Here is a 19,982-nt window from a genome sequence, read left to right on the forward strand (position 1 = left end):
TTGGACGATCCACATGGCAACTGCAGTCGAAACTCTGGATAAACTTGAACGCCGCCTTACCCTCACCATCGCTCTGAGCGAAGTGCAAACCGAAGTCGAGAAGCGCCTGAAGGTTCGCGCTCGCACCGCTAAAGCGCCTGGCTTCCGCCCAGGTAAAGTGCCGATGAAGATGGTCGCTGCACAATATGGCTACCAGGTCGAAACCGAAGTGTTGAACGACAAAGTCGGCAATGCCTTCAACACCGCTGCCAACGAAAACAATCTGCGCGTTGCCGGTTACCCGAAGATCGAGCCAAAGACCAGCGAAGGCGTGGCTGAAGGCACGCTGGCGTTTGACGCTACTTTCGAGATCTATCCTGAAGTCAAGATCGGCGATCTGACCAGCGTTGAAGTCGAAAAAACCAAGGCTGAAGTCAGCGACGCTGAAATCGATAAAACCATCGATATCCTGCGCAAGCAACGCGTGCATTACCACGTCAAGGGCGAGCAAGGCGCGCACGGCGATGGCGGCAGCGATCTGACCGCCAAGAACGGCGACCGCGTCACTGTCGATTTCGTCGGCAAGATCGACGGCGTTGAATTCCAGGGCGGCAAAGCCGACGACTACGCTTACGTACTGGGCGAAGGCCGCATGCTGCCTGAGTTCGAGAACGCGACTATCGGCTTGAAAGTCGGCGAAGCCAAGACCTTCGAACTGGCTTTCCCGGCGGATTATCACGGCAAGGACGTCGCCGGCAAGACTGCAGAATTCACCATCACGCTGAAGAAGCTGGAATGGGCGCATCTGCCGGAAGTCGATGCCGAGTTTGCAAAAACCCTGGGCATCGAAGACGGCGACCTGACAAAAATGCGCGCTGACATCAAGCTCAATCTGGAACGTGAAGTCGGTTCCCGCGTCAAGGCCAAGAACAAAGACAGCGTGATGGATGCGCTGATCAAGGTCAGCGATCTGGAAGTGCCGAAAGCGCTGGTCGAGCAAGACGTCGAGCGTCTGGTTGAAATGACCCGCCAGGACATGGCGCAGCGTGGCATGAAAGTCAACGACATGCCGTTCCCGCCAGAGCTGTTCACAGCCCAGGCTGAGCGTCGCGTGCGTCTGGGTCTGATCCTGGCCGAAGTGGTCAAGGAAAACAAACTGCAGGCAACCCCGGAGCAAGTCAAGGCCCAGGTTGAAGACTTTGCGCAAAGCTACGAAGACCCGCAACAAGTCCTGAAATATTATTTCAGCGATCGTCGCCGTCTGGCAGAGGTCGAAGCCCTTGTTTTGGAAGAAAACGTCGTTAACTACGTGCTGGGCAAATCGAAAGTGACTGAAAAATCGGTCGCATTCGATGAATTGATGAGCAACAACGGGCAACAGGCTTAATCAGGCTGCGGTTTAAGCTATACCTCGGGTCCAGGCGTGTGCCTGGACCGGTTCGGTGAATGATTAAGTTTTGAGCGCTCTCCATGAGGAAAAATATGACAGGCTTTAATCGTAATTCGGCACTGGATACTGACATGCTCGGCATGGTGCCTATCGTGATTGAGCAGAGTGGCCGCGGTGAGCGTTCCTATGATATCTATTCGCGTTTGCTGCGCGAACGCGTGATTTTCCTGGTGGGTCCGGTCAACGACCAGACCGCCAACCTGATCGTGGCGCAATTGCTGTTTCTGGAAAGCGAAAATCCTGACAAGGATATTTCCTTGTACATCAATTCTCCTGGCGGTTCGGTGTCTGCCGGCATGGCGATTTACGATACGATGCAGTTCATCAAGCCGGACGTTTCTACCTTGTGTACCGGCATGGCGGCGTCCATGGGGGCTTTCTTGCTGGCTGCCGGCGCCAAGGGCAAGCGCTTTTCGCTGCCGAACTCGCGCATCATGATTCACCAGCCTTTGGGCGGCGCTCAAGGACAGGCTTCGGATATCGAAATCCAGGCACGTGAAATTCTGTATTTACGCGAGCGCCTGAACGGTATTCTGGCTGACCAGACCGGCAGAAGCATTGACCAGATCGGCAAGGATACGGATCGGGATAATTTCATGTCTGCAGATGCAGCCGTGGAATATGGCCTGATCGATAAAGTCCTGGCGACACGCGCTTGATTATTAAGTGATGGATAAAACGCCCGGCCCCAAAGGTTCGGGCGTTTTGCTTTTCAAAAATCGTCCGAGCGTGACGAATCTGGATTTCGCGGGTAATATAAAATCAATGCGGCGGTCCCTCTCTATAGTTTTACTTAAACTCTGCCTTTATGTCTGATAAAAAATCTTCCAGCGGCGAAAAACTGCTTTATTGTTCCTTCTGCGGCAAAAGTCAGCATGAAGTGAAAAAACTCATCGCCGGGCCATCGGTATTCATCTGCGATGAATGCATCGATCTCTGTAATGACATCATTACCGATGAAGCTTCGAACGTCGAAACGCTGGATGGTCAAAAATCGGAACTGCCGATCCCGCAAGAGATTTGCGAACTGCTCGATCAGTACGTGATCGGTCAGGAACCTGCCAAGCGGATCTTGTCGGTGGCGGTGTACAACCATTACAAACGCCTCAAGCATCTCGGCAAGAAGGACGACATCGAACTGGCAAAGAGTAATATTTTGCTGGTCGGTCCAACCGGCTCCGGCAAGACCTTGCTGGCGCAGACCCTGGCGCGCATGTTGAATGTGCCTTTCGTGATTGCCGACGCCACCACCTTGACCGAAGCCGGTTATGTCGGCGAGGACGTCGAGAACATCATTCAGAAATTGCTGCAGAATTGCAATTACGAAGTCGAGAAGGCGCAACGGGGCATCGTGTATATCGATGAAATCGACAAGATTTCACGCAAATCCGATAACCCGTCGATTACCCGCGATGTCTCGGGCGAGGGCGTGCAGCAGGCTTTGCTGAAGCTGATCGAAGGCACCATGGCTTCAGTGCCGCCGCAAGGCGGGCGCAAGCATCCGAACCAGGATTTCGTGCAGATCGACACCACCAATATCCTGTTCATCTGCGGCGGCGCTTTCGATGGCCTGGCCAAGATCATTTCCGAGCGTTCGGAAAAGAGCGGCATTGGCTTTTCGGCAAATGTGAAGAGCCAAAGCCAGCGCACCTCCAGCGAAGTGCTGCTGGACGCCGAACCTGAGGATCTGACGCGCTTCGGTTTGATTCCGGAATTGGTCGGCCGCTTGCCGGTGATTGCGACGCTGGCTGAACTGAACGAGGAAGCGCTGATCGAGATCCTGATCGCGCCTAAGAACGCCCTGGTCAAGCAGTATTCCAAATTGCTGCAGATGGAGGGGGCTGAGCTGGAAATCCGGCCTGCGGCGCTGCAAGCTATCGCCAAACGTGCTTTGGCGCGTAAAACCGGCGCTCGTGGCCTGCGTTCTATCCTGGAGCATGTATTGCTCGACGTAATGTACGATTTGCCAAGCCAGCAAAACGTGGCCAAGGTCGTGGTCGATGAAAACACTGTCAACAGCGGCGCAAAGCCATTGTTGATTTACCATGACCAGCCTAAGGTGTCCGGCGCGAAATAGCGGTAACGCGTGGGTAAAAGACTTGCCCATGCCGTGCTCCGGATTTCCTCTGGCAAGTTGAAGTCGGGAAATTTGTAAAGCCATGTAAAAAACAGGGGTTTAAGCAGGTTTTTGACCCAAAAGTAGTACAATTTGCCAAAACATACAATTTGGCTTCAATCGCAAAGCCACCCGAAGTTAACTTCGCGTGTGGCTTTTTTATTGGCCATTGCACACGCAAATAGAAGTGGTGATTTATTGTTGAAACCGGGGCTTGAGTTTCGGCCACTCGTGCCAACATCATTAATAAGTTTTTTTGATAGGGCTCACCATGACGACTTCTACATTTACTGAACAAACTCAGTTGCCTCTCTTGCCGTTACGGGATGTGGTGGTATTCCCGCATATGGTGATTCCATTGTTCGTCGGTCGCCCAAAATCGATCAAGGCTCTTGAAGCTGCGATGGAGCAGGGCAAGAGCATCATGCTCGCCGCCCAGAAGGCCGCCGCCAAGGACGAACCGTCGCCGGACGATATTTATGAAATCGGCTGCGTCGCCAATATCTTGCAAATGTTGAAACTGCCCGATGGCACCGTCAAGGTGCTGGTGGAGGGCGCGCAACGTGCACGTATTCACCACATCAGCGAACTCGATACGCACTTTGTTGCCGATCTGACGCCGGTTGAATCGGAGCTGGGCGACGAAGCCGAGGTGGAAGCGATGCGTCGCGCCATCGTTCAGCAATTCGACCAGTACGTCAAACTGAACAAGAAAATCCCGCCGGAGATCCTGACTTCGCTGTCCGGCATCGATGACGCCGGCCGCCTGGCCGATACCATTGCCGCTCACTTGCCGCTGAAGCTTGAGCAAAAGCAGGTCATCCTGGAGATCTTCAATATCGCCAAGCGTTACGAGCACCTGCTGGGTCAGCTCGAAGGTGAGCTGGATATCCTGCAAGTTGAGAAGCGCATTCGCGGCCGGGTCAAACGGCAGATGGAAAAATCGCAGCGCGAATACTATCTGAACGAACAGGTCAAGGCGATCCAGAAAGAATTGGGCGAAGGCGAAGAAGGCGCTGATCTGGAAGAGCTGGAAAAGAAGGTGCTGTCCGCCAAGATGCCTAAGGAAGCGCTGGAAAAGGCGCAGAGCGAGCTGAAGAAACTGAAACTGATGTCGCCGATGTCGGCTGAAGCCACCGTGGTGCGCAACTACATCGATACGCTGGTCGGCCTGCCATGGAAGAAAAAATCCAAGGTCAACAACGAATTGGGCAACGCGGAAAAAGTGCTGGAAGGCGATCACTACGGCCTTGATAAGGTTAAAGAACGCATCCTGGAATACCTTGCCGTGCAACAGCGCGTCGACAAGCTGAAAGCGCCGATCCTGTGTTTCGTCGGTCCCCCAGGCGTGGGTAAAACCTCGCTGGGACAATCGATCGCTCGCGCCACCAATCGTAAATTCGTGCGGATGGCTTTGGGCGGCGTGCGCGACGAAGCCGAGATTCGCGGTCATCGCCGCACTTACATCGGCTCCATGCCAGGCAAGATATTGCAAAGCCTGGCCAAGGTCGGCGTGCGCAATCCGCTGTTCCTGCTGGATGAGATCGATAAGCTCGGTATGGATTTCCGTGGCGATCCGTCTTCGGCTTTGCTGGAAGTGCTGGATCCTGAACAGAACCATACATTCTCGGACCACTACATCGAAGTCGATTTCGACTTGTCGGATGTGATGTTCGTGGCGACCTCGAATTCCTTCAACATTCCGCCGGCACTGCTGGACCGGATGGAAGTGATTCGTCTGTCCGGCTACACCGAAGATGAAAAGACCAATATCGCGCTGCGTTATCTGCTGCCTAAGCAAATCAAGAACAATGGTTTGAAGGTCGAAGAAATCAGCCTCGCTGAAGGCGCGATTCGCGACATCATTCGTTACTACACGCGTGAAGCCGGGGTGCGTTCGCTGGAACGGGAAATCTCGAAGATTTGCCGCAAGGTAGTGAAGTTGCTGCTGCTGAAGAAGCAAGAGAAGAAGGTCACGGTCACCTCCAAGAACATCGATAAATTCCTCGGTGTCCGGCGCTTCGACTATGGCGTTGCCGAGAAAGAGAATCAAATCGGCCAGGTGGTCGGCTTGGCATGGACTGAAGTGGGTGGCGAATTGCTGACCATCGAAGCCGTCAAGATGCCGGGCAAGGGTGCGATCATCCGTACCGGCACCTTGGGCGACGTGATGAAGGAATCGATCGAGGCGGCGCGCACTGTCATGCGTAGCCGCGCCACGAAATTGGGTATCAAGAGCGAGGCCTTCGAGAAGAGCGATATCCATATTCACGTACCTGAAGGTGCGACGCCGAAAGACGGACCGTCGGCGGGTGTCGGGATGACCACTGCATTGGTTTCGATCTTTACCGGGATTCCGGTGCGGGCTGATGTCGCCATGACTGGTGAAATCACCTTGCGCGGCGAAGTCTTGCCGATCGGCGGCTTGAAAGAAAAGCTGTTGGCGGCGCATCGCGGCGGCATCAAGACGGTGTTGATTCCAGAGCAGAATGTGAAGGACTTGGCCGAGATCCCGGACAACGTCAAGAACAAGCTGGAAATCGTGCCGGTGCGCTGGATAGACAAGGTGCTGGAGGTCGCTCTGGAGCGGCAGCCGGTGGCCTTGACCGACGAGGAAGCGATGCTGGATGCGACCGTCGCCAAGAGCAGCGAGAAGACGGATCCCAGCGTGGTCAAGCACTAAGCCCGCTGCCTGTTCAAAACAGCTGTTGAATTCACAGCCGTAATTTTTGTTCTTTAAAAAGCGCTCGCAAGGGCGCTTTTTTTTTGCGTGCGCATGCATTGAATGTTGAATAGATCAAGTTTGTAAAATCAGGTTAAACCTCCCTGTATCACCGGGAAAGCGCTTGACACAAGGCTTTGCGGCTTGTTTAATACCAGCTGCAGATTTTTTCTGCAGTCCATCTGCGATGATTTTCAAAAAAAATGCAGGAACATAAATCATCTCGAATTCCAATTCAAATGAGGGGGCTTCAGTGAACAAAACCGAGTTAATCGATCACATCGCCAAGTCGGCAGACATTTCTAAGGCCGCGTCGACACGCGCATTGGATGCCGTGATCGCCGCAGTTAAAATCACTTTGAAAAAGAACGGTTCCGTTACCTTGGTCGGCTTTGGCACGTTCTCGGTCGGAAAACGCGCAGCGCGTACCGGCCGTAATCCGCGTACCGGAGAGGCAATTAAAATCAAGGCAGCTAAAGTTCCTAAATTTAAGCCTGGCAAAGCGTTGAAAGATGCTGTAAACTAGCTTCTTTTGGCGTGGTGACAAACGCCAAAGTTTGACTGGCTAAACTGTCGTGTTTTATTTCAGATGTTTTCCGTGAATCCTGAATAAATCCGATATGAGAGGGTGCTTAGCTCAGTTGGTAGAGCGGCGCCCTTACAAGGCGTAGGTCGGGAGTTCGAGCCTCTCAGCACCCACCAACGCAGTCAGGCAAAAAGGTGCGAGTTAAGTGCGAATTTGTTTTATAAAATTTGCCAGCAGTTTTAGGAGTGGTAGTTCAGTTGGTTAGAATACCGGCCTGTCACGCCGGGGGTCGCGGGTTCGAGTCCCGTCCACTCCGCCAGAATACAAAATGCCCGCGCAAGCGGGCGTTTTTATTTGAAGAATTAATTTATATTTCCGCTTGCGGGAATATCGCTCTGATAATGAAATTACCTTTCATGGGATTTTTGCGGCTTATGGCTGTGACAAGTGTGAAAACACTGCTAAAATCAACCATTGTTTCGCTGTACTGACAGAGTGACTGGCAATTTTCCTGCTGCTTTTGTTTATGCCGCTGCTAAGTTTCTGATTTTATTGTGATATTTTTTTGATGGTTTGGCATTTTCAGCTATTCCATCTATTACGCCAGAATACAAAAAGGGCGAACGAAAGTTCGCCCTTTTTCATATGTCTTACTGATTTGTATTGCTGCCTATTTTTATTAGCAATCTGTTCTTGATCGGCCGACCATGTTTGAATTTGTCCGTACCCATCAGCGCTTGATGCAGTTCTTGCTGCTGCTCTTGATCATTCCTTCTTTTGCTCTAGTCGGGCTGCAAAGCTATAGCAGTTTTGGCGACAGCGCCAATACGGTGGCGAAAGTCGCCGGCCAGCCGATCACTCAGCAGGAATGGGATGCCGCTTTGCGCCAGCAAATGGATCGCATGCGCCAGGCATTTGGCGATCGTTTCGACCCGAAGATGGTGGAGACGCCGGCAGCCAAGCAAGGCGTGTTGGATAACCTGATTTCGCAGCGCGTGTTGCTTGCCACCGTTAGCAGCGAACATCTCTCGGTATCCGATCAAAGCTTGCGCCAAACCATCATGGGCGTGCCTGAATTGCTAGGCGCGGACGGCAAGTTCGACAATGAAAGATACAAGGCATTACTGGCCGCACAAGGCATGACGCCGACTATGTACGAGGCGCGCCTGCGTCAGGACATGGCGATGCAGCAATTGAATGGCGCGGTCCAAACCACTGCGTTTGCGCCTAAAACAGTCGCCACGCGTCTGTCTGATATCAACGATCAGGAACGTGACGTGCAAGAATTGCTGCTCAAGACTGCCGACTATGCCGCGCAAGTGAAAGTCACTGACGCCATGCTGCAGGACTATTACGCCAAGAACGCCAAGGAATTCGAGATTCCAGAGCAAATCAAGGCAGACTATGTGCTGCTCGACAGTGCCGCGGCCGCCGCGCAGGTGACGGTCAGCGATGCTGATATCAAATCCTATTACGATCAGAACCTGAGCCGCTACACAACGGCGGAACAACGCCGCGCCAGCCATATCCTGATTGCGGTGAAAAAAGATGCACCGGCTGCGGAACAGGCTGCGGCAAAATCCAAGGCCGAGAGTTTGCTGGCAGAAGTGCGCAAGAACCCGGCTGATTTTGCCAAGGTGGCCAAGGCCAATTCGCAAGATACCGCATCAGCGGAATTGGGCGGCGATCTCGGTTATTTCGGCAGCGGCATGATGGTCAAGCCTTTCGAAGATGCTGCAAACAAGTTGAAGCAAGGCGAGATCAGCGATCTGGTGCAATCGGATTTCGGTTATCACATTATCGAACTGACCGGCGTCAAAGCGGCGCAGGTCAAACCGCTGGATGAAGTCAAGGCGGATATCGCAGCGGAAATCAAGAAACAATTGGCGGCGCGTAAATTCACCGAGCTGGCGGAAACCTTCAGCAACACGGTGTATGAGCAGGCCGATAGCTTGAAGCCGGTAGCGGACAAGCTGCATCTGCAAATTCAATCCGCTGCGAATCTCGGCCGCCAGCCGAATCCGGCTGCGGCGCCTACCGTTCCCTACAATAACCAGAAATTCCTGACGGCGCTGTATTCGAATGAGTCCTTGAAGAACAAGCACAATACCGAAGCGGTTGAAATTGCGCCGAATACGTTTATCGCCGGTCATGTAGTCGAATACAAGCCAGTCACGAAACGCTCGTTTGAAGAAGTTCAGGCGATTATCCGCGACAAGGTCACGCGTGCCGAAGAAGCTGCATTGGCGAAGAAGGCCGGCGAAGAAAAACTGGCTGCCTTGAAAGCGCAAGATAGCGCTAGCGGTTTCGGCGCAGTGCAGACCGTGTCGCGCGTTAAGAGTCAGGGCGTCAATCCGGCGGCGTTCGAAGCGGTGATGAAGGCCAATGTCAATAAATTGCCAGCCTATGTCGGCGTGGTGTTGCCGCAGCAGGGTTATGCGCTATACCGCATTGCCAAGGTCAACCAGCCGGCGGCGCAGGATCCGGCACGGCGCGTCGCCGAGCAGCAGCAGATCACCAACGTCCTGGCGCAACAGGAAATGCAGGCTTATGTGGATGTGCTGAAACAGAAAGCCAAGGTCAAGGTTCTGAAGCCACTGGCGGTTACACCGGCTGACGGCGACGATAAACAGAATTGAAGCAGAATTGAGGCGGAACTGAAACAGAGCCGATTTAATCCAATCGCATTGAGAAATGCCCATCCTGCGTAAGCGGGATGGGCATTTTTTATATCGACATGCGCATTTGTAGGAAAAATCTCATAAGTAACCGCGATTTTTCTGGAAAACGACCCATTTTGGGAACGAATGTTTGAAAATACTGTATCAGATGCTACTTAACCAGAAGCGGCTTTAAACCTGACCAGACATTGTTCAACATGATCGGGTGGGCCTGAGCAACCGGGTGAATCCGATCCGCTTGAAACAGTTCCGGTTTGTCCGCTACGCCAGCGAGCAGGAAAGGAACCAGCTGCACCTTGGTTTGTTTTGCCAGCGTCGCATACAGCGAAAAGAATTTTTCGGTGTAGTCGCGTCCGTAGTTCGGCGGAATCCGCATGCCAACCAGCAGGACTTTCGCCTTGGCTTGTTGAGCGGCGCTGATCATTGCCCGCAGATTGTTTTCGGTGGCGCTTAGTTGCAAGCCGCGCAGCGCGTCGTTAGCGCCAAGCTCGATGATGACAATATCCGGCCGCTGTTGCAGCAATGCCGGCAAACGCGTCTTGCCGCCGCTGCTGGTTTCGCCGCTGATGCTGGCGTTGGTGATGCTGCTGTCAAGATTCTCCGACTTGAGACGTTGCTGCAGCAAGGCAACCCAGCCGCTGCCGCGCGCCAGACCGTACTCTGCCGAAAGACTGTCGCCTAACACCAGTATTGATTTTGATGCAGAATAGGCACTGTTCGTCCATACTAGACCAAGCAGGCCAAGCAGCAGGGTAGTCAGCCGCAAGCTGCCGACGATCTTGCTGCGGATCTTGCTGCCGATCTTGCCGCATGAGCCGTCGATCAAATTCTGAAAACCATTCCTCAACCCGGAGCCGATAATCTGCATGCCTCAGTCCTCTTCCGTTATTTCTGAAATGCTAAAGTCCAAAGCGCCGGCCATCGATGTCCAGCATTTGACCAAGCGTGTTGCCGACGCCAGCGGCGAATTGGTGATTCTTGATGATATCAATTTTAACGTCCAGGGCGGGACTACGCTGGCGATTGTCGGCGCCTCCGGCTCCGGCAAATCGACCTTGCTCGGCTTGCTGGCCGGATTGGATACGCCATCCTCCGGCACCGTGCATATCGATGGCAGCGATATTTTTGCCCTGGATGAAGACGGCCGCGCAGGCTTGCGCAAAGAGAAACTCGGTTTCGTGTTCCAGTCTTTCCAGTTGCTCAGTCATTTGAGCGCGCTGGAAAACGTCATGCTGCCGCTTGAATTGCGCGGCGATAAAGATGCCAGGGAGAAGGCGCAAGCCAAGCTGGAGCGAGTCGGCCTGGCGACGCGTTTGCAGCACTATCCGAAATATTTGTCCGGCGGCGAACAACAGCGGGTGGCATTGGCGCGCGCTTTCGTCACCGAGCCGCCGCTGTTGTTCGCCGACGAGCCCACCGGCAGCCTCGATGCCGCTACCGGCGATGCGGTGATCCAGCTGATGTTTGATTTGAATCAGGAGCGCGGCTCAACCCTGATTCTGGTGACCCACGATACGTCGATCGCCATGCAGTGCCGCCAGACCATCACCATCGCCGCCGGCCGTTTGTTGCGGCCGGGCGATACCACCGCTGCGGATGTCCAGATATTTCAATAAGCCGGAAACAGTTGTCGAAACGTAGGGAGAGAAATTTGGAGGATAGTACATGCCGACTTGGCTTTCGGTAACAAAGGCAGTCCTGCCGTATGTCGGCGATATTATTTCGGCTACGGTGCCGGTGTTTACCCGCCGCAAAGGAAATACGGAAGTGAGCCAGATTCAGATTCTGCAGCAGCAGGTAAGCGAACTGCAGACTGCATCGCTGCAAAATATCGGCGATATCAAGGCGCTCGCCGAGCAATTCAAAACCGCGCTGCCAATGCTGGAGCAGGAGATGCAGCAGGTCGACGCCAGATTGCGGCTTACCAACTTGCTGTGCGGATCTGCGCTTGGGGTCGCCGTGCTGGCCTTGGTGGTTGCTTTGGTGGCCTTGTTAAATAAATGACAGGCAGTAGTTATGCCGCGCGGCGCATGAAATAGGACAAAAGAATATGGATCGCTTGCAGTCGATGCGGGTTTTTGCGAAAGTGGTGGAGCAGGGCAGTTTTGTCGCCGCCGCTCAAGTATTGGATATGTCGAATGCGGTAGTCACGCGGCTGGTCGCCGATCTGGAAAACCATCTCGGGATCCGCCTGCTGCATCGGTCGACGCGCCGCATGGCTTTGACCGAACCGGGCCAGGCTTATCTGGAGCGGGTGCGGCAGATTCTGGATGAGATCGACGAGGCGGAAGCCGCCGCTTCCGTGCTGTCGACCAATCCGGCCGGCACTTTGCACATCTATTCGCAGATAGGTTTTGGCCAGACTCAGTTGGCGCGCTTGCTGCCGTTGTATTCAAAACAGTATCCCGATGTCCAACTGGATGTGACCTTGTCGGATCGCACCGTCGATCTGATCGAAGAAGGTTTCGATGTCGGCGTTTTCTCGGTCAACCAGAAATTCGACGCCAGCATGGTGGCGCGTCAACTGGGCATCGCCGAAGTATTGCTGTGCGCCTCGCCGGCCTATATCGCCGAACATGGCGTGCCGCAGGCGCCGGAGGATCTGGCGCAGCATTCCTGCCTGAATTTTTCTCTGGAACATTTGCGCCATCACTGGACTTTCCAGTCGGATCAAGGCACCTCGATTATTCCGATCATCAGCAAAGTGATGTCGAACAATACCGATTTGCTGCGGCATTGCCTGCTGGCTGGGATGGGGATCGGCATGCGCACTTCGTATACGCTGGGCGACGATATGGTGGCAGGGCGCGTAGTGCGGGTGCTGCCTGATTATCAGATCAACAAAGTGGCGGTGCGGCTGGTGTATCCCAGCCGGCGCCTGTTGTCGGCCAAGGTGCGTAGTTTTGTCGATTTCATGATGGCGCAATTTCCGCATCCGGATTGCGATCCCTGGCTGGCGTCATAATCATTGCGGGACAGAGTTTAAGAGGCGCCTAGCTTAATCTTGCGGCGAATTACTCTGTCCTCAATTGATCAGACAAAAACGTTCAAATTGCAAAGAAAAACAAAAGGATCGATTAAATATCCGTCAGGCGCCGCAATAAATTACCCTCCAGCTGCCAATGGCGACGCTCGGCGCTGCTTTGGGCTTCAAGCCGTAGTTCTTCAGCGCTTTTGCTCATTTGCGCCAGCAGGATTCTTTCGGCAAGGCGCAGATCCATTTCGACCGGACCTAGAAATGCCACTACGTTGCCGCGCTGTATCAGCAGGGTAGGGAAATCGTCGACGTCAAGGTCGCCGATCAGCTCGGCCTGGTCTTCGATGTCGATCCAGGCGAATTGCACTTGCGGGTGGCGTTGCGCCAGCGCCGTGAAACTCGTGAAATATTCCCGGCAACTACCGCACCAGGCGGCGCACAGGCAAGCCACTACCCAGCCATCGTCGGCCAGAGTGGTAGCAAGTTCGTGATGGTTGTCGTTATTGAGAGTCAGGATCAGCATGCTCGATATTTTACAGTGAGTGCGCAGGATGCCGCATGAATACCAACAGTTTGGGGCCGCTCAGGGTATTTGGCGCCGATCTTGCCCGCGTCAATCGTGCAGAGTGCAGCCGAAGCAACGTCCGGCGCGGTAAAATACGGCCCATGCAGACCATTCTTGCCATCGAAACATCTACCGAACTGGCCTCCGCCGCCCTATTGCGCGACGGCCATATGATTGCCCGCGAATCAGCGGGCGTCCAGACCCATTCTCTTGCCATCCTGCCGATGGTGCAAAGCTTGCTCGCCGAGGCCGGGATCAGCCTGGCGCAATGCGATGCGCTGGCTTTCGGCGTTGGTCCGGGCTCGTTCACCGGCGTACGCACAGCTTGCGGCATCGTCCAAGGGCTGGCGTTCGGCGCCGATCTGCCGGTGTTGCCAGTGGTGACGCTGGCCGCCATGGCCCAAGCCTGCCGCGACCTCAACGGCGCCGGCGAAGTGCTGGCGGTGCTGGATGCACGCATGGGCGAGGTTTACTGGGCCCAATATCGGTTTGCCGATAATCAATGGCAGGTGATCGTCGAGCCGACTTTGTCGGCGCCGTCGGAGGTATCGCCCCTGTCCACAGAGACTGGGGTGCTGCAAGCCTGCGGCAATGGGTTGGCGGCGTATCCGGGAGCGTTTGTGGCGGCGTCGTTCGCCGCCGGCGGCTTGCCGGCGGTGATGCCGAATGCACGACAGATCGCCCAGCTGGGCAGCGTTGCGCTGGTTCAGAGCCATGGCCGTGGCTTGAGTGCGGTGGAAGCACAACCCTTGTATTTACGTAACAAGGTGGCGCTCACCACTGCCGAGCGTGCCGCTAAGGTGAAGCCATGAGCGCGCATGTACAGCCAACGCCCGATTTGCTGCGGCCGCTGTCGTTTGCCGCGATGCGTATCGAAGATCTGGATGAGGTGCTGGCGATCGAAAAGAGTGTGTATTCCCATCCCTGGACCCATGGCAATTTTGTCGATTCGATCCAGAGCGGTTATCAATGCTGGGTATTGCGCGATGCGGCGCAGGTCCTGCTGGGCTATTTTTTCATGATGCCGGCATTGGATGAGGCGCATCTGTTGAATATCAGCGTGCACGCCGATATGCAAGGGCGCGGCATCGGCAAAATGCTGCTCGATAAAGTGTGCATCCTGGCGCATCAGCAGCAGATGCAATCGGTTTTGCTGGAAGTGCGGCCATCGAATACGCGCGCGATTGCAATTTACCAGCTTTACGGTTTTGTCGAGATCGGCCGCCGCCGCGATTATTATCCGGCGGCTGGCGACAAGCGCGAAGAGGCCATCGTGATGAGGTTGCCCTTATGAGCGAGGTAAGCAGGCGCAGCGTTTTTCTTGACGAGATCGGCCTTGGACCGCTGTGGCTGAGGCGCGATGGCGGCGTGGCCGGCGACGCTGAACTGATCGAAACAGGTAGTGTGCTGGAGCAGACGCTCCCTCCGGTACCGGCAGCGGAAATTCCCGCGACGCCAGTAGAGGTGCCGCAACAGGAGCAGCATGTTGACAAAGCAGCGCTATCTCAAGCGCATGATGCGCCGGTGAGTAAGGCTGCTGTTTCGGCCTGGAGCGATGACGATGAGCCCATGTCTTCAGCTGTAGTGAATGTTCCCGCAGCGAATTCACCAGCTGCTATGGATTGGCAGCAACTGCAAAAAGCCGTAGCCGGATGTACTGCTTGCGGACTTTGCCACGGACGTAAAAATACCGTGTTCGGCGTCGGCGACAGCAAGGCCAAATGGCTGTTTATCGGCGAAGGTCCGGGACGCAACGAGGATATCCAGGGCGAGCCGTTCGTCGGCCCGGCCGGTAAATTGCTCGACAATATTCTGCTGGCGATGGGCTTGAAGCGCGGCGAAAACGCTTACATCGCCAATATCGTCAAATGCCGGCCCACCGACGGCACAGGGCGTGACCGTCCGCCTGCGGCTGACGAAGTAGCGGCTTGCCTGCCATATCTGCAGCGCCAGATCGAATTGATCCAGCCAACCATCCTGGTCGCGCTGGGCAAGACTGCGGCCCTGTCCCTGCTTGGGCTCGATCCGGCAACGCCGGTTTCGAAGCTGCGCGGCAGTGTGCATCGCTACGCCGACCGCCCTTTGGTGGTGACCTACCATCCAGCCTATCTGCTGCGCCAGCTGGCCGACAAGGGCAAGGTCTGGAGCGATCTATGCCTGGCCATGAGCACCTATGCCAGCGTCGGTCAGTGATTCTTTGGCAGCGCCTGTTGGCGCTTGCCAGGAACAGTTTCACCGGCGCTGGAGTCATTTGCTCGATCCCCATGTCAGGGCGTTGGCTTGGTTGCTGGATGCACCGGATTTGCTTGATCCAAAGGCGCATCAATGGCAAGGAAAGATCGCCAGCTATGTTGATGCCGATCTAGGGGCATGGCTGACCGAACTGCAGCAGACGCCGGAAAAACTACAGGCATTGCATCGCTATATCGGCAGCTTGCCATCGACGCGTCTGGGGTTGTATGCAGAAAAACTGCTGGCGTTTTACTTTGAGCAGCGGCAAATGCTGGTGGCGCATAGCGTGCAAGTCCGGGCCAGCAAGAATGACACCATAGGCGAATTCGATTTCTTGTTGCGCCTCAACGGCGGCCTGGTCCACTGGGAGTTCGCGACCAAATTCTATTTGCTTGAGACTAGCGGTGAAAGCTTGCAAGCGGATGATTTTCTCGGCCCTAATCTAGCAGATTCGCTGGGAGCAAAAATGCAAAAGATTTTGCAGCGCCAGCTGGCTTTGTCGCAGCATCCTGCGGCCCAGGTTCATCTAAGCGAGCCGCTCGCATCTGTCCAGGCGCTGGTGAAAGGCTGGTTGTTTTATCCGGATGATCATTTGCGCCGGCCCGCTGTCCTTGGCGTATCCGCCAACGCCTGCTGCGGCTATTGGTGCAGCCTGTCAGCGTTGCAACTGGAACCGTCAGCCATGTATCAAGTATTGCCGCGCCAGCGCTGGCTGGCGCCGGCAAAAATAGCGCTTGAACATGCGCTCAGCGCGGCAGATGCGCGCTTGGCGCTGTCACAGCATTTCGCCAGCGACGCCTCGCCGGTATTGCTGGCAACGTTGCGGCCCGACGGCGGCTACGGACTGGAAACCCGCAGAGGTTTTGTGGTGCCGGAGGACTGGGCGGCGCGGGCGGCAGCCCAGCGCCATCTGGGTGTGGACAAGATGGGGTAAAGGCCGCGTAGACTTCTTTGATTGCTCTAATGCTTGATTTCGCCAATCAAAGCCAGCGAATCATGTTCCCGCTGATTGGACGCATGCTTGCGCATGATGATGAGCATGATGCCGGCGACAAACAGGCTAAACAGGAAGATCACGATATTCACGTCGAGATCGATTTTGATCATCAGCGCATACAGCACCAGCATGGTCAGCACCGACAGGTTCTCATTGAAATTCTGCACTGCGATCGAATGGCCCGCGCTCATCAGCACATGGCCGCGATGCTGCAGCAGCGCATTCATCGGCACCACGAAATAACCGGACAGCGCACCGATAATGATCAGCAAGGGATAGGCGACCCAGACCGAATGCACTATGGTCATGGCCATCACGACTACGCCCATCACAATCCCCATGGGCATGACAGTCAGTGATTTTTTCAGCGGGATCATGCGTGCCGCGGCGCCGGCGCCGATGGCGACGCCGAATGCCACCACGCCTTGCAAAATGGCGGCTTTGTCGAGCGGCATGCCGAGCGATTTCTCGGCCCATTTCAGCACGATGAATTGCAACGTGGCGCCGGCGCCCCAGAACAAGGTGGTGACGGCCAGCGAAATCTGGCCCAGCTTATCTTTCCACAGGATCGCGCAGCAGTTGGCAAAATCGACGATCAGCTTGCTCGGCCTGTGTTGCTGGTGCGGGTAGCGGGCGCCGGTGTCAGGAATTTTGAGGTTGAACATGGTGGCAATCAGATACAGCAAACCAATCACCATCAGCGCTGCATGGGTGGGTGTGTTCAGCCGCCAATTGAATATAGGTATGTGCCATTGCAGCATGATGGAAACGACGTGGGGACTGACCAGGGCGCCGCCGAGTACCGTGCCGAGAATGATGGAAGCCATGGTCAAGCCTTCGATCCAGCCATTCGCCGCCACCAGTTTTTCTGCCGGCAGCAGTTCAGTGAGGATGCCATATTTGGCGGGCGAATATGCTGCTGCGCCGAAGCCGACTACCCCATACGCTATCAGCGGATGGACGTTGGCGAACATCATCAGGCAGCCGGAAATCTTGATCATGTTGGTGATGAACATCACCCGGCCCTTGGGCAGCGAATCGGCGAAAGCGCCGACAAAAGCGGCCAACAGCACGTAAGACAGGACAAAAAACAATTTCAGCAGCGGTGTCATCCAGTCCGGAGAGGATATTTCGGCCAGTAAGGCGATTGCCGCTATGAGCAGGGCGTTATCGGCCAGCGAAGAAAAAAACTGCGCCGCCATGATGGTGTAAAAACCGCGATTCATCCGCATCCCAGAATGTAACAATGTGTCCCCGGCCTGCTTTATACCATGAAAATATGACCGATTCGTGATTATGAGGGATGCAAAAGTGAAAACGTTCAGTGGATTTATCGGGATTGCCAATCCTTCATCGCCGGTGCATCCGGTAAAATAGGCGGCTCTACAAATCCTCGCAAATTCTGCACATTCATGCCCAGACCCTTAGTTGCTACCATCGATATTTCTGCTCTGCAGCACAACCTGCGCATCGCCAAATCGCATGCCCCCGAGGCGAAAATCTGGGCGGTGGTCAAGGCCAATGCTTATGGTCATGGTTTGGAGCGCGGTGTGCGCGGGTTTGCGGAAGCGGACGGGCTGGCCCTGATTGAACCGGAAAATGCATTGCGCCTGCGCGAGCTGGGCTGGCAAAAGCCGATCCTGCTGCTGGAAGGCATCTTCGATGCCGCCGATCTTGAAACCGTGGCGCGGGCCAAGCTCGACTTTGCCGTGCATTGCATCGAGCAGATCGTCTGGCTGGAGCAGGCCGGGCTGAGCGGTCCGCTGAATGTCCATCTGAAAATGAATAGCGGCATGAACCGGCTCGGTTTCAAGCCGGAGGCCTACCGCGCTGCCTACTTGCGTCTGCAAGCGATTCCTGCGGTGCGTAAGATCACGCTGATGACCCATTTCGCGAATGCCGACGATCCGCTGAATCCAGGTTTGCCGTTGCAGCAGCAGATGCAGCAGTTCGAGCAAGGCGTCGCGGATCTGAACGATGAACGCAGCATCGCCAATTCCGCCGCGGACCTGATGCATCCGGAACTGAAGTCGGATTGGGTGCGGCCGGGCATCATGTTATATGGCGCCAGCCCTGGCGGCGCCAGCGCCGAACAGTTCGGCCTGAAACCGGCGATGACCCTCAGCAGCAAGATTATCGGCGTCCAGCGTGTCGGCGCCGGCGAGGCGGTCGGCTACGGCAGCCGGTTTGTGGCGGCGGCACCGATGGTCGTAGGCGTGGTTGCCTGCGGTTATGCCGACGGTTATCCGCGCCATGCGCCGAACGGCACGCCGGTGCTGGTCAACGGTGTGCGTACCGTCACCGTCGGGCGGGTATCGATGGATATGTTTTCGGTCGACTTGAGCCATGTGCCGGGCGCCGCGGTCGGCAGCGCGGTGACCTTGTGGGGCAATGGCTTGCCGATCGATGAAGTCGCCCATGCAGCCGGGACCATAGGATATGAGCTGATGTGCGCTTTGGCTGCAAGGGTTAGAGTCGTGGACTTGTGACGGCGCGGCAGGTTTGAATTACCCCTGCCGATATAAAAATGGTAAGCCCACTAATATAGATTGCAGAACAGAATGGCTAAAGCAAAAACCAATTACACCTGCACCGAATGCGGCGGCGTCGCCAACAAGTGGACCGGCCAATGCCCGTCCTGCGGGCAATGGAATACCCTGGTGGAAACCATCGTGGAAGCGGTCGGCAACCGTTTTTCAAATCAGCATCAAGGCTTGGCGCAAACGGCGCCGGTGATGACCCTGGCCGATATCGAAGCGATCGATGTGCCGCGCTTCGGCACCGGCATCGAGGAATTCGACCGGGTGCTGGGCGGCGGCCTGGTGGCCGGCGGCGTGGTGCTGATCGGCGGCGATCCGGGTATCGGCAAGTCGACGCTGCTGTTGCAAGCGCTGGCGAACCTGTCGAAACTGAAAAAAGTGCTGTACGTCAGCGGCGAAGAATCCGGCGCGCAAATTGCATTGCGCGCCAAGCGGCTGGCGGTGGACGCCAAGGATCTCAAGCTGCAAGCTGAAATCCAGCTGGAAAAAATTCTCAGCACCTTGGTGGAGCATAAACCTGAAGTGGCGGTCATCGATTCGATCCAGACCGTCTATTCGGATGCGCTCAGCTCGGCTCCCGGTTCGGTGGCGCAGGTGCGCGAATGCGCCGCGCAATTGACGCGGGTCGCCAAGCAATCCGGCATCACCATCATCATGGTCGGCCACGTGACCAAGGAAGGTGCGTTGGCGGGGCCGCGCGTGCTGGAGCATATCGTCGATACGGTGTTGTACTTTGAGGGCGATACCCATTCCAGCTTCCGCCTGGTGCGGGCGTTCAAGAATCGCTTCGGCGCGGTCAATGAGCTCGGCGTTTTTGCCATGACGGAAAAAGGCTTGAAAGGGGTGTCGAATCCGTCGGCCCTGTTCTTGTCGCAGCACGATAACCAGGTACCCGGTTCTTGCGTGATGGTGACGCAGGAGGGTACCCGGCCGCTGCTGGTCGAGATCCAGGCGCTGGTGGACGCCTCGCATGTGCCGAATGCGCGCCGGCTGTCAGTCGGGCTGGAGCAGAATCGGCTGGCGATGCTGTTGGCCGTGTTGCATCGGCATGCCGGTATTGCCGCATTCGATCAGGACGTGTTCATCAATGCGGTCGGCGGCGTCAAGATCACCGAACCGGCAGCCGATCTGGCGGTGCTGCTGGCGATTAATTCATCGATGCGCAACCGGCCGCTGCCGCGTGGCCTGGTGGTGTTT

The 19,982-nt window shown here is 55.6% G+C and carries 19 protein-coding genes and 2 tRNA genes; 17 read left to right on the top strand and 4 right to left on the bottom strand.

Going from position 1 to position 19,982, the window contains the following annotated elements:
- Positions 1-13 precede the first annotated feature (13 nt).
- The 4 genes from tig (at position 14) to lon (ending at position 6,228) form a co-directional block, all read left to right on the top strand.
- Positions 14-1,366, top strand: coding sequence for a trigger factor (tig, locus tag KHU33_RS09295; RefSeq protein ID WP_211462562.1), 1,353 nt, complete (start codon positions 14-16; stop codon positions 1,364-1,366).
- Between the two features lie 95 nt (positions 1,367-1,461).
- Positions 1,462-2,088, top strand: a complete 627-nt coding sequence (gene clpP / locus KHU33_RS09300) for an ATP-dependent Clp endopeptidase proteolytic subunit ClpP (protein WP_329956037.1) — start codon at positions 1,462-1,464, stop codon at positions 2,086-2,088.
- A 149-nt stretch (positions 2,089-2,237) separates the two neighbouring features.
- Positions 2,238-3,506, top strand: a complete 1,269-nt coding sequence (gene clpX / locus KHU33_RS09305; RefSeq protein WP_211462563.1) for an ATP-dependent Clp protease ATP-binding subunit ClpX — start codon at positions 2,238-2,240, stop codon at positions 3,504-3,506.
- Positions 3,507-3,816: 310 nt separating this feature from the next.
- Complete coding sequence (lon, locus tag KHU33_RS09310) at positions 3,817-6,228, top strand: endopeptidase La (RefSeq protein WP_211462564.1); 2,412 nt, start codon at positions 3,817-3,819, stop codon at positions 6,226-6,228.
- A 114-nt stretch (positions 6,229-6,342) separates the two neighbouring features.
- Here lon and KHU33_RS09315 read toward each other — a convergent pair whose 3' ends face one another.
- Positions 6,343-6,489, bottom strand: a complete 147-nt coding sequence (locus KHU33_RS09315; RefSeq protein WP_211462565.1) for a hypothetical protein — start codon at positions 6,487-6,489, stop codon at positions 6,343-6,345.
- A gap of 31 nt (positions 6,490-6,520) precedes the next feature.
- Between KHU33_RS09315 and KHU33_RS09320 the strand changes: the two genes are divergently transcribed.
- The 4 genes from KHU33_RS09320 (at position 6,521) to KHU33_RS09335 (ending at position 9,432) form a co-directional block, all read left to right on the top strand.
- The gene (locus KHU33_RS09320; RefSeq protein ID WP_211462566.1) at positions 6,521-6,793 is read left to right on the top strand and encodes an HU family DNA-binding protein; all 273 of its coding nucleotides are present in this window, start codon (positions 6,521-6,523) and stop codon (positions 6,791-6,793) included.
- A gap of 100 nt (positions 6,794-6,893) precedes the next feature.
- A tRNA-Val gene (locus tag KHU33_RS09325) sits at positions 6,894-6,969 on the top strand.
- Between the two features lie 66 nt (positions 6,970-7,035).
- Positions 7,036-7,112: transfer RNA gene (locus KHU33_RS09330), tRNA-Asp, on the top strand.
- Between the two features lie 388 nt (positions 7,113-7,500).
- Positions 7,501-9,432 carry a SurA N-terminal domain-containing protein gene (locus KHU33_RS09335; RefSeq protein ID WP_211462567.1) on the top strand — a complete coding sequence of 644 codons (1,932 nt, stop codon included), beginning with the start codon at positions 7,501-7,503 and terminating at the stop codon, positions 9,430-9,432.
- 193 nt (positions 9,433-9,625) lie between these two features.
- On the opposite strand, the gene KHU33_RS09340 is transcribed toward KHU33_RS09335, so the two are convergent.
- On the bottom strand, positions 9,626-10,342 hold the full coding sequence (locus KHU33_RS09340; RefSeq protein ID WP_211462568.1) for an arylesterase: 717 nt from the start codon (positions 10,340-10,342) through the stop codon (positions 9,626-9,628).
- Between KHU33_RS09340 and KHU33_RS09345 the strand changes: the two genes are divergently transcribed.
- From KHU33_RS09345 to KHU33_RS09355, 3 genes are read left to right on the top strand one after another with little or no spacing between them, the layout of a single operon-like run.
- Positions 10,341-11,090 (top strand): ABC transporter ATP-binding protein, encoded by a 750-nt coding sequence (locus tag KHU33_RS09345; RefSeq protein ID WP_211462569.1) that lies wholly within the window; start codon positions 10,341-10,343, stop codon positions 11,088-11,090. The two genes, KHU33_RS09340 and KHU33_RS09345, sit on opposite strands and share 2 nt — an antisense overlap.
- A gap of 49 nt (positions 11,091-11,139) precedes the next feature.
- Entirely contained in the window at positions 11,140-11,478 is a 339-nt protein-coding gene (locus KHU33_RS09350; RefSeq protein WP_211462570.1) for a hypothetical protein, read from the top strand.
- Positions 11,479-11,524: 46 nt separating this feature from the next.
- Positions 11,525-12,439, top strand: coding sequence for a LysR family transcriptional regulator (locus KHU33_RS09355; protein WP_211462571.1), 915 nt, complete (start codon positions 11,525-11,527; stop codon positions 12,437-12,439).
- A 112-nt stretch (positions 12,440-12,551) separates the two neighbouring features.
- On the opposite strand, the gene KHU33_RS09360 is transcribed toward KHU33_RS09355, so the two are convergent.
- Complete coding sequence (locus KHU33_RS09360; RefSeq protein WP_211462572.1) at positions 12,552-12,974, bottom strand: thioredoxin family protein; 423 nt, start codon at positions 12,972-12,974, stop codon at positions 12,552-12,554.
- Between the two features lie 143 nt (positions 12,975-13,117).
- Here KHU33_RS09360 and tsaB point away from each other — a divergent pair, with 143 nt between their 5' ends.
- The 4 genes from tsaB to KHU33_RS09380 are packed head-to-tail and all read left to right on the top strand — an operon-like array spanning position 13,118 to position 16,182.
- Positions 13,118-13,828: a tRNA (adenosine(37)-N6)-threonylcarbamoyltransferase complex dimerization subunit type 1 TsaB gene (gene tsaB, locus KHU33_RS09365; RefSeq protein WP_211462583.1), complete on the top strand. Its 711-nt coding sequence runs from the start codon at positions 13,118-13,120 to the stop codon at positions 13,826-13,828.
- The gene (gene rimI / locus KHU33_RS09370) at positions 13,825-14,310 is read left to right on the top strand and encodes a ribosomal protein S18-alanine N-acetyltransferase (RefSeq protein WP_211462573.1); all 486 of its coding nucleotides are present in this window, start codon (positions 13,825-13,827) and stop codon (positions 14,308-14,310) included. Before tsaB ends, rimI begins: the two co-directional genes overlap by 4 nt.
- Positions 14,307-15,209, top strand: coding sequence for a uracil-DNA glycosylase (locus KHU33_RS09375; RefSeq protein WP_211462574.1), 903 nt, complete (start codon positions 14,307-14,309; stop codon positions 15,207-15,209). The genes rimI and KHU33_RS09375 overlap by 4 nt, the downstream gene beginning before the upstream one ends.
- On the top strand, positions 15,190-16,182 hold the full coding sequence (locus tag KHU33_RS09380; RefSeq protein WP_211462575.1) for a DUF1853 family protein: 993 nt from the start codon (positions 15,190-15,192) through the stop codon (positions 16,180-16,182). The genes KHU33_RS09375 and KHU33_RS09380 overlap by 20 nt, the downstream gene beginning before the upstream one ends.
- Positions 16,183-16,208: 26 nt before the next feature.
- On the opposite strand, the gene lplT is transcribed toward KHU33_RS09380, so the two are convergent.
- Complete coding sequence (gene lplT / locus KHU33_RS09385; protein WP_211462576.1) at positions 16,209-17,471, bottom strand: lysophospholipid transporter LplT; 1,263 nt, start codon at positions 17,469-17,471, stop codon at positions 16,209-16,211.
- A gap of 186 nt (positions 17,472-17,657) precedes the next feature.
- On the opposite strand from lplT, the gene alr reads away from it, so the two are divergent.
- Complete coding sequence (alr, locus tag KHU33_RS09390; RefSeq protein ID WP_211462577.1) at positions 17,658-18,734, top strand: alanine racemase; 1,077 nt, start codon at positions 17,658-17,660, stop codon at positions 18,732-18,734.
- Between the two features lie 72 nt (positions 18,735-18,806).
- Positions 18,807-19,982: DNA repair protein RadA (radA, locus tag KHU33_RS09395; RefSeq protein ID WP_211462578.1), on the top strand; the 1,176-nt coding region annotated here is incomplete at its 3' end.

This window comes from Collimonas silvisoli (genome assembly GCF_018305005.1).
Classification (GTDB): Bacteria; Pseudomonadota; Gammaproteobacteria; order Burkholderiales; family Burkholderiaceae_D; genus Collimonas; species Collimonas silvisoli.

Coding starts and splice junctions, on each gene's coding strand:
- KHU33_RS09345 (WP_211462569.1), top strand. CDS start 10,341: ATGCCTCAGTCCTCTTCCGTTATTTCTGAAATGCTAAAGTCCAAAGCG.
- KHU33_RS09360 (WP_211462572.1), bottom strand. CDS start 12,974: ATGCTGATCCTGACTCTCAATAACGACAACCATCACGAACTTGCTACC.
- tig (WP_211462562.1), top strand. CDS start 14: ATGGCAACTGCAGTCGAAACTCTGGATAAACTTGAACGCCGCCTTACC.
- KHU33_RS09380 (WP_211462575.1), top strand. CDS start 15,190: ATGCCAGCGTCGGTCAGTGATTCTTTGGCAGCGCCTGTTGGCGCTTGC.
- rimI (WP_211462573.1), top strand. CDS start 13,825: ATGAGCGCGCATGTACAGCCAACGCCCGATTTGCTGCGGCCGCTGTCG.
- tsaB (WP_211462583.1), top strand. CDS start 13,118: ATGCAGACCATTCTTGCCATCGAAACATCTACCGAACTGGCCTCCGCC.
- KHU33_RS09375 (WP_211462574.1), top strand. CDS start 14,307: ATGAGCGAGGTAAGCAGGCGCAGCGTTTTTCTTGACGAGATCGGCCTT.
- lon (WP_211462564.1), top strand. CDS start 3,817: ATGACGACTTCTACATTTACTGAACAAACTCAGTTGCCTCTCTTGCCG.
- lplT (WP_211462576.1), bottom strand. CDS start 17,471: ATGAATCGCGGTTTTTACACCATCATGGCGGCGCAGTTTTTTTCTTCG.
- KHU33_RS09355 (WP_211462571.1), top strand. CDS start 11,525: ATGGATCGCTTGCAGTCGATGCGGGTTTTTGCGAAAGTGGTGGAGCAG.
- clpX (WP_211462563.1), top strand. CDS start 2,238: ATGTCTGATAAAAAATCTTCCAGCGGCGAAAAACTGCTTTATTGTTCC.
- KHU33_RS09335 (WP_211462567.1), top strand. CDS start 7,501: ATGTTTGAATTTGTCCGTACCCATCAGCGCTTGATGCAGTTCTTGCTG.
- KHU33_RS09350 (WP_211462570.1), top strand. CDS start 11,140: ATGCCGACTTGGCTTTCGGTAACAAAGGCAGTCCTGCCGTATGTCGGC.
- clpP (WP_329956037.1), top strand. CDS start 1,462: ATGACAGGCTTTAATCGTAATTCGGCACTGGATACTGACATGCTCGGC.
- alr (WP_211462577.1), top strand. CDS start 17,658: ATGCCCAGACCCTTAGTTGCTACCATCGATATTTCTGCTCTGCAGCAC.
- KHU33_RS09315 (WP_211462565.1), bottom strand. CDS start 6,489: ATGATTTATGTTCCTGCATTTTTTTTGAAAATCATCGCAGATGGACTG.
- KHU33_RS09340 (WP_211462568.1), bottom strand. CDS start 10,342: ATGCAGATTATCGGCTCCGGGTTGAGGAATGGTTTTCAGAATTTGATC.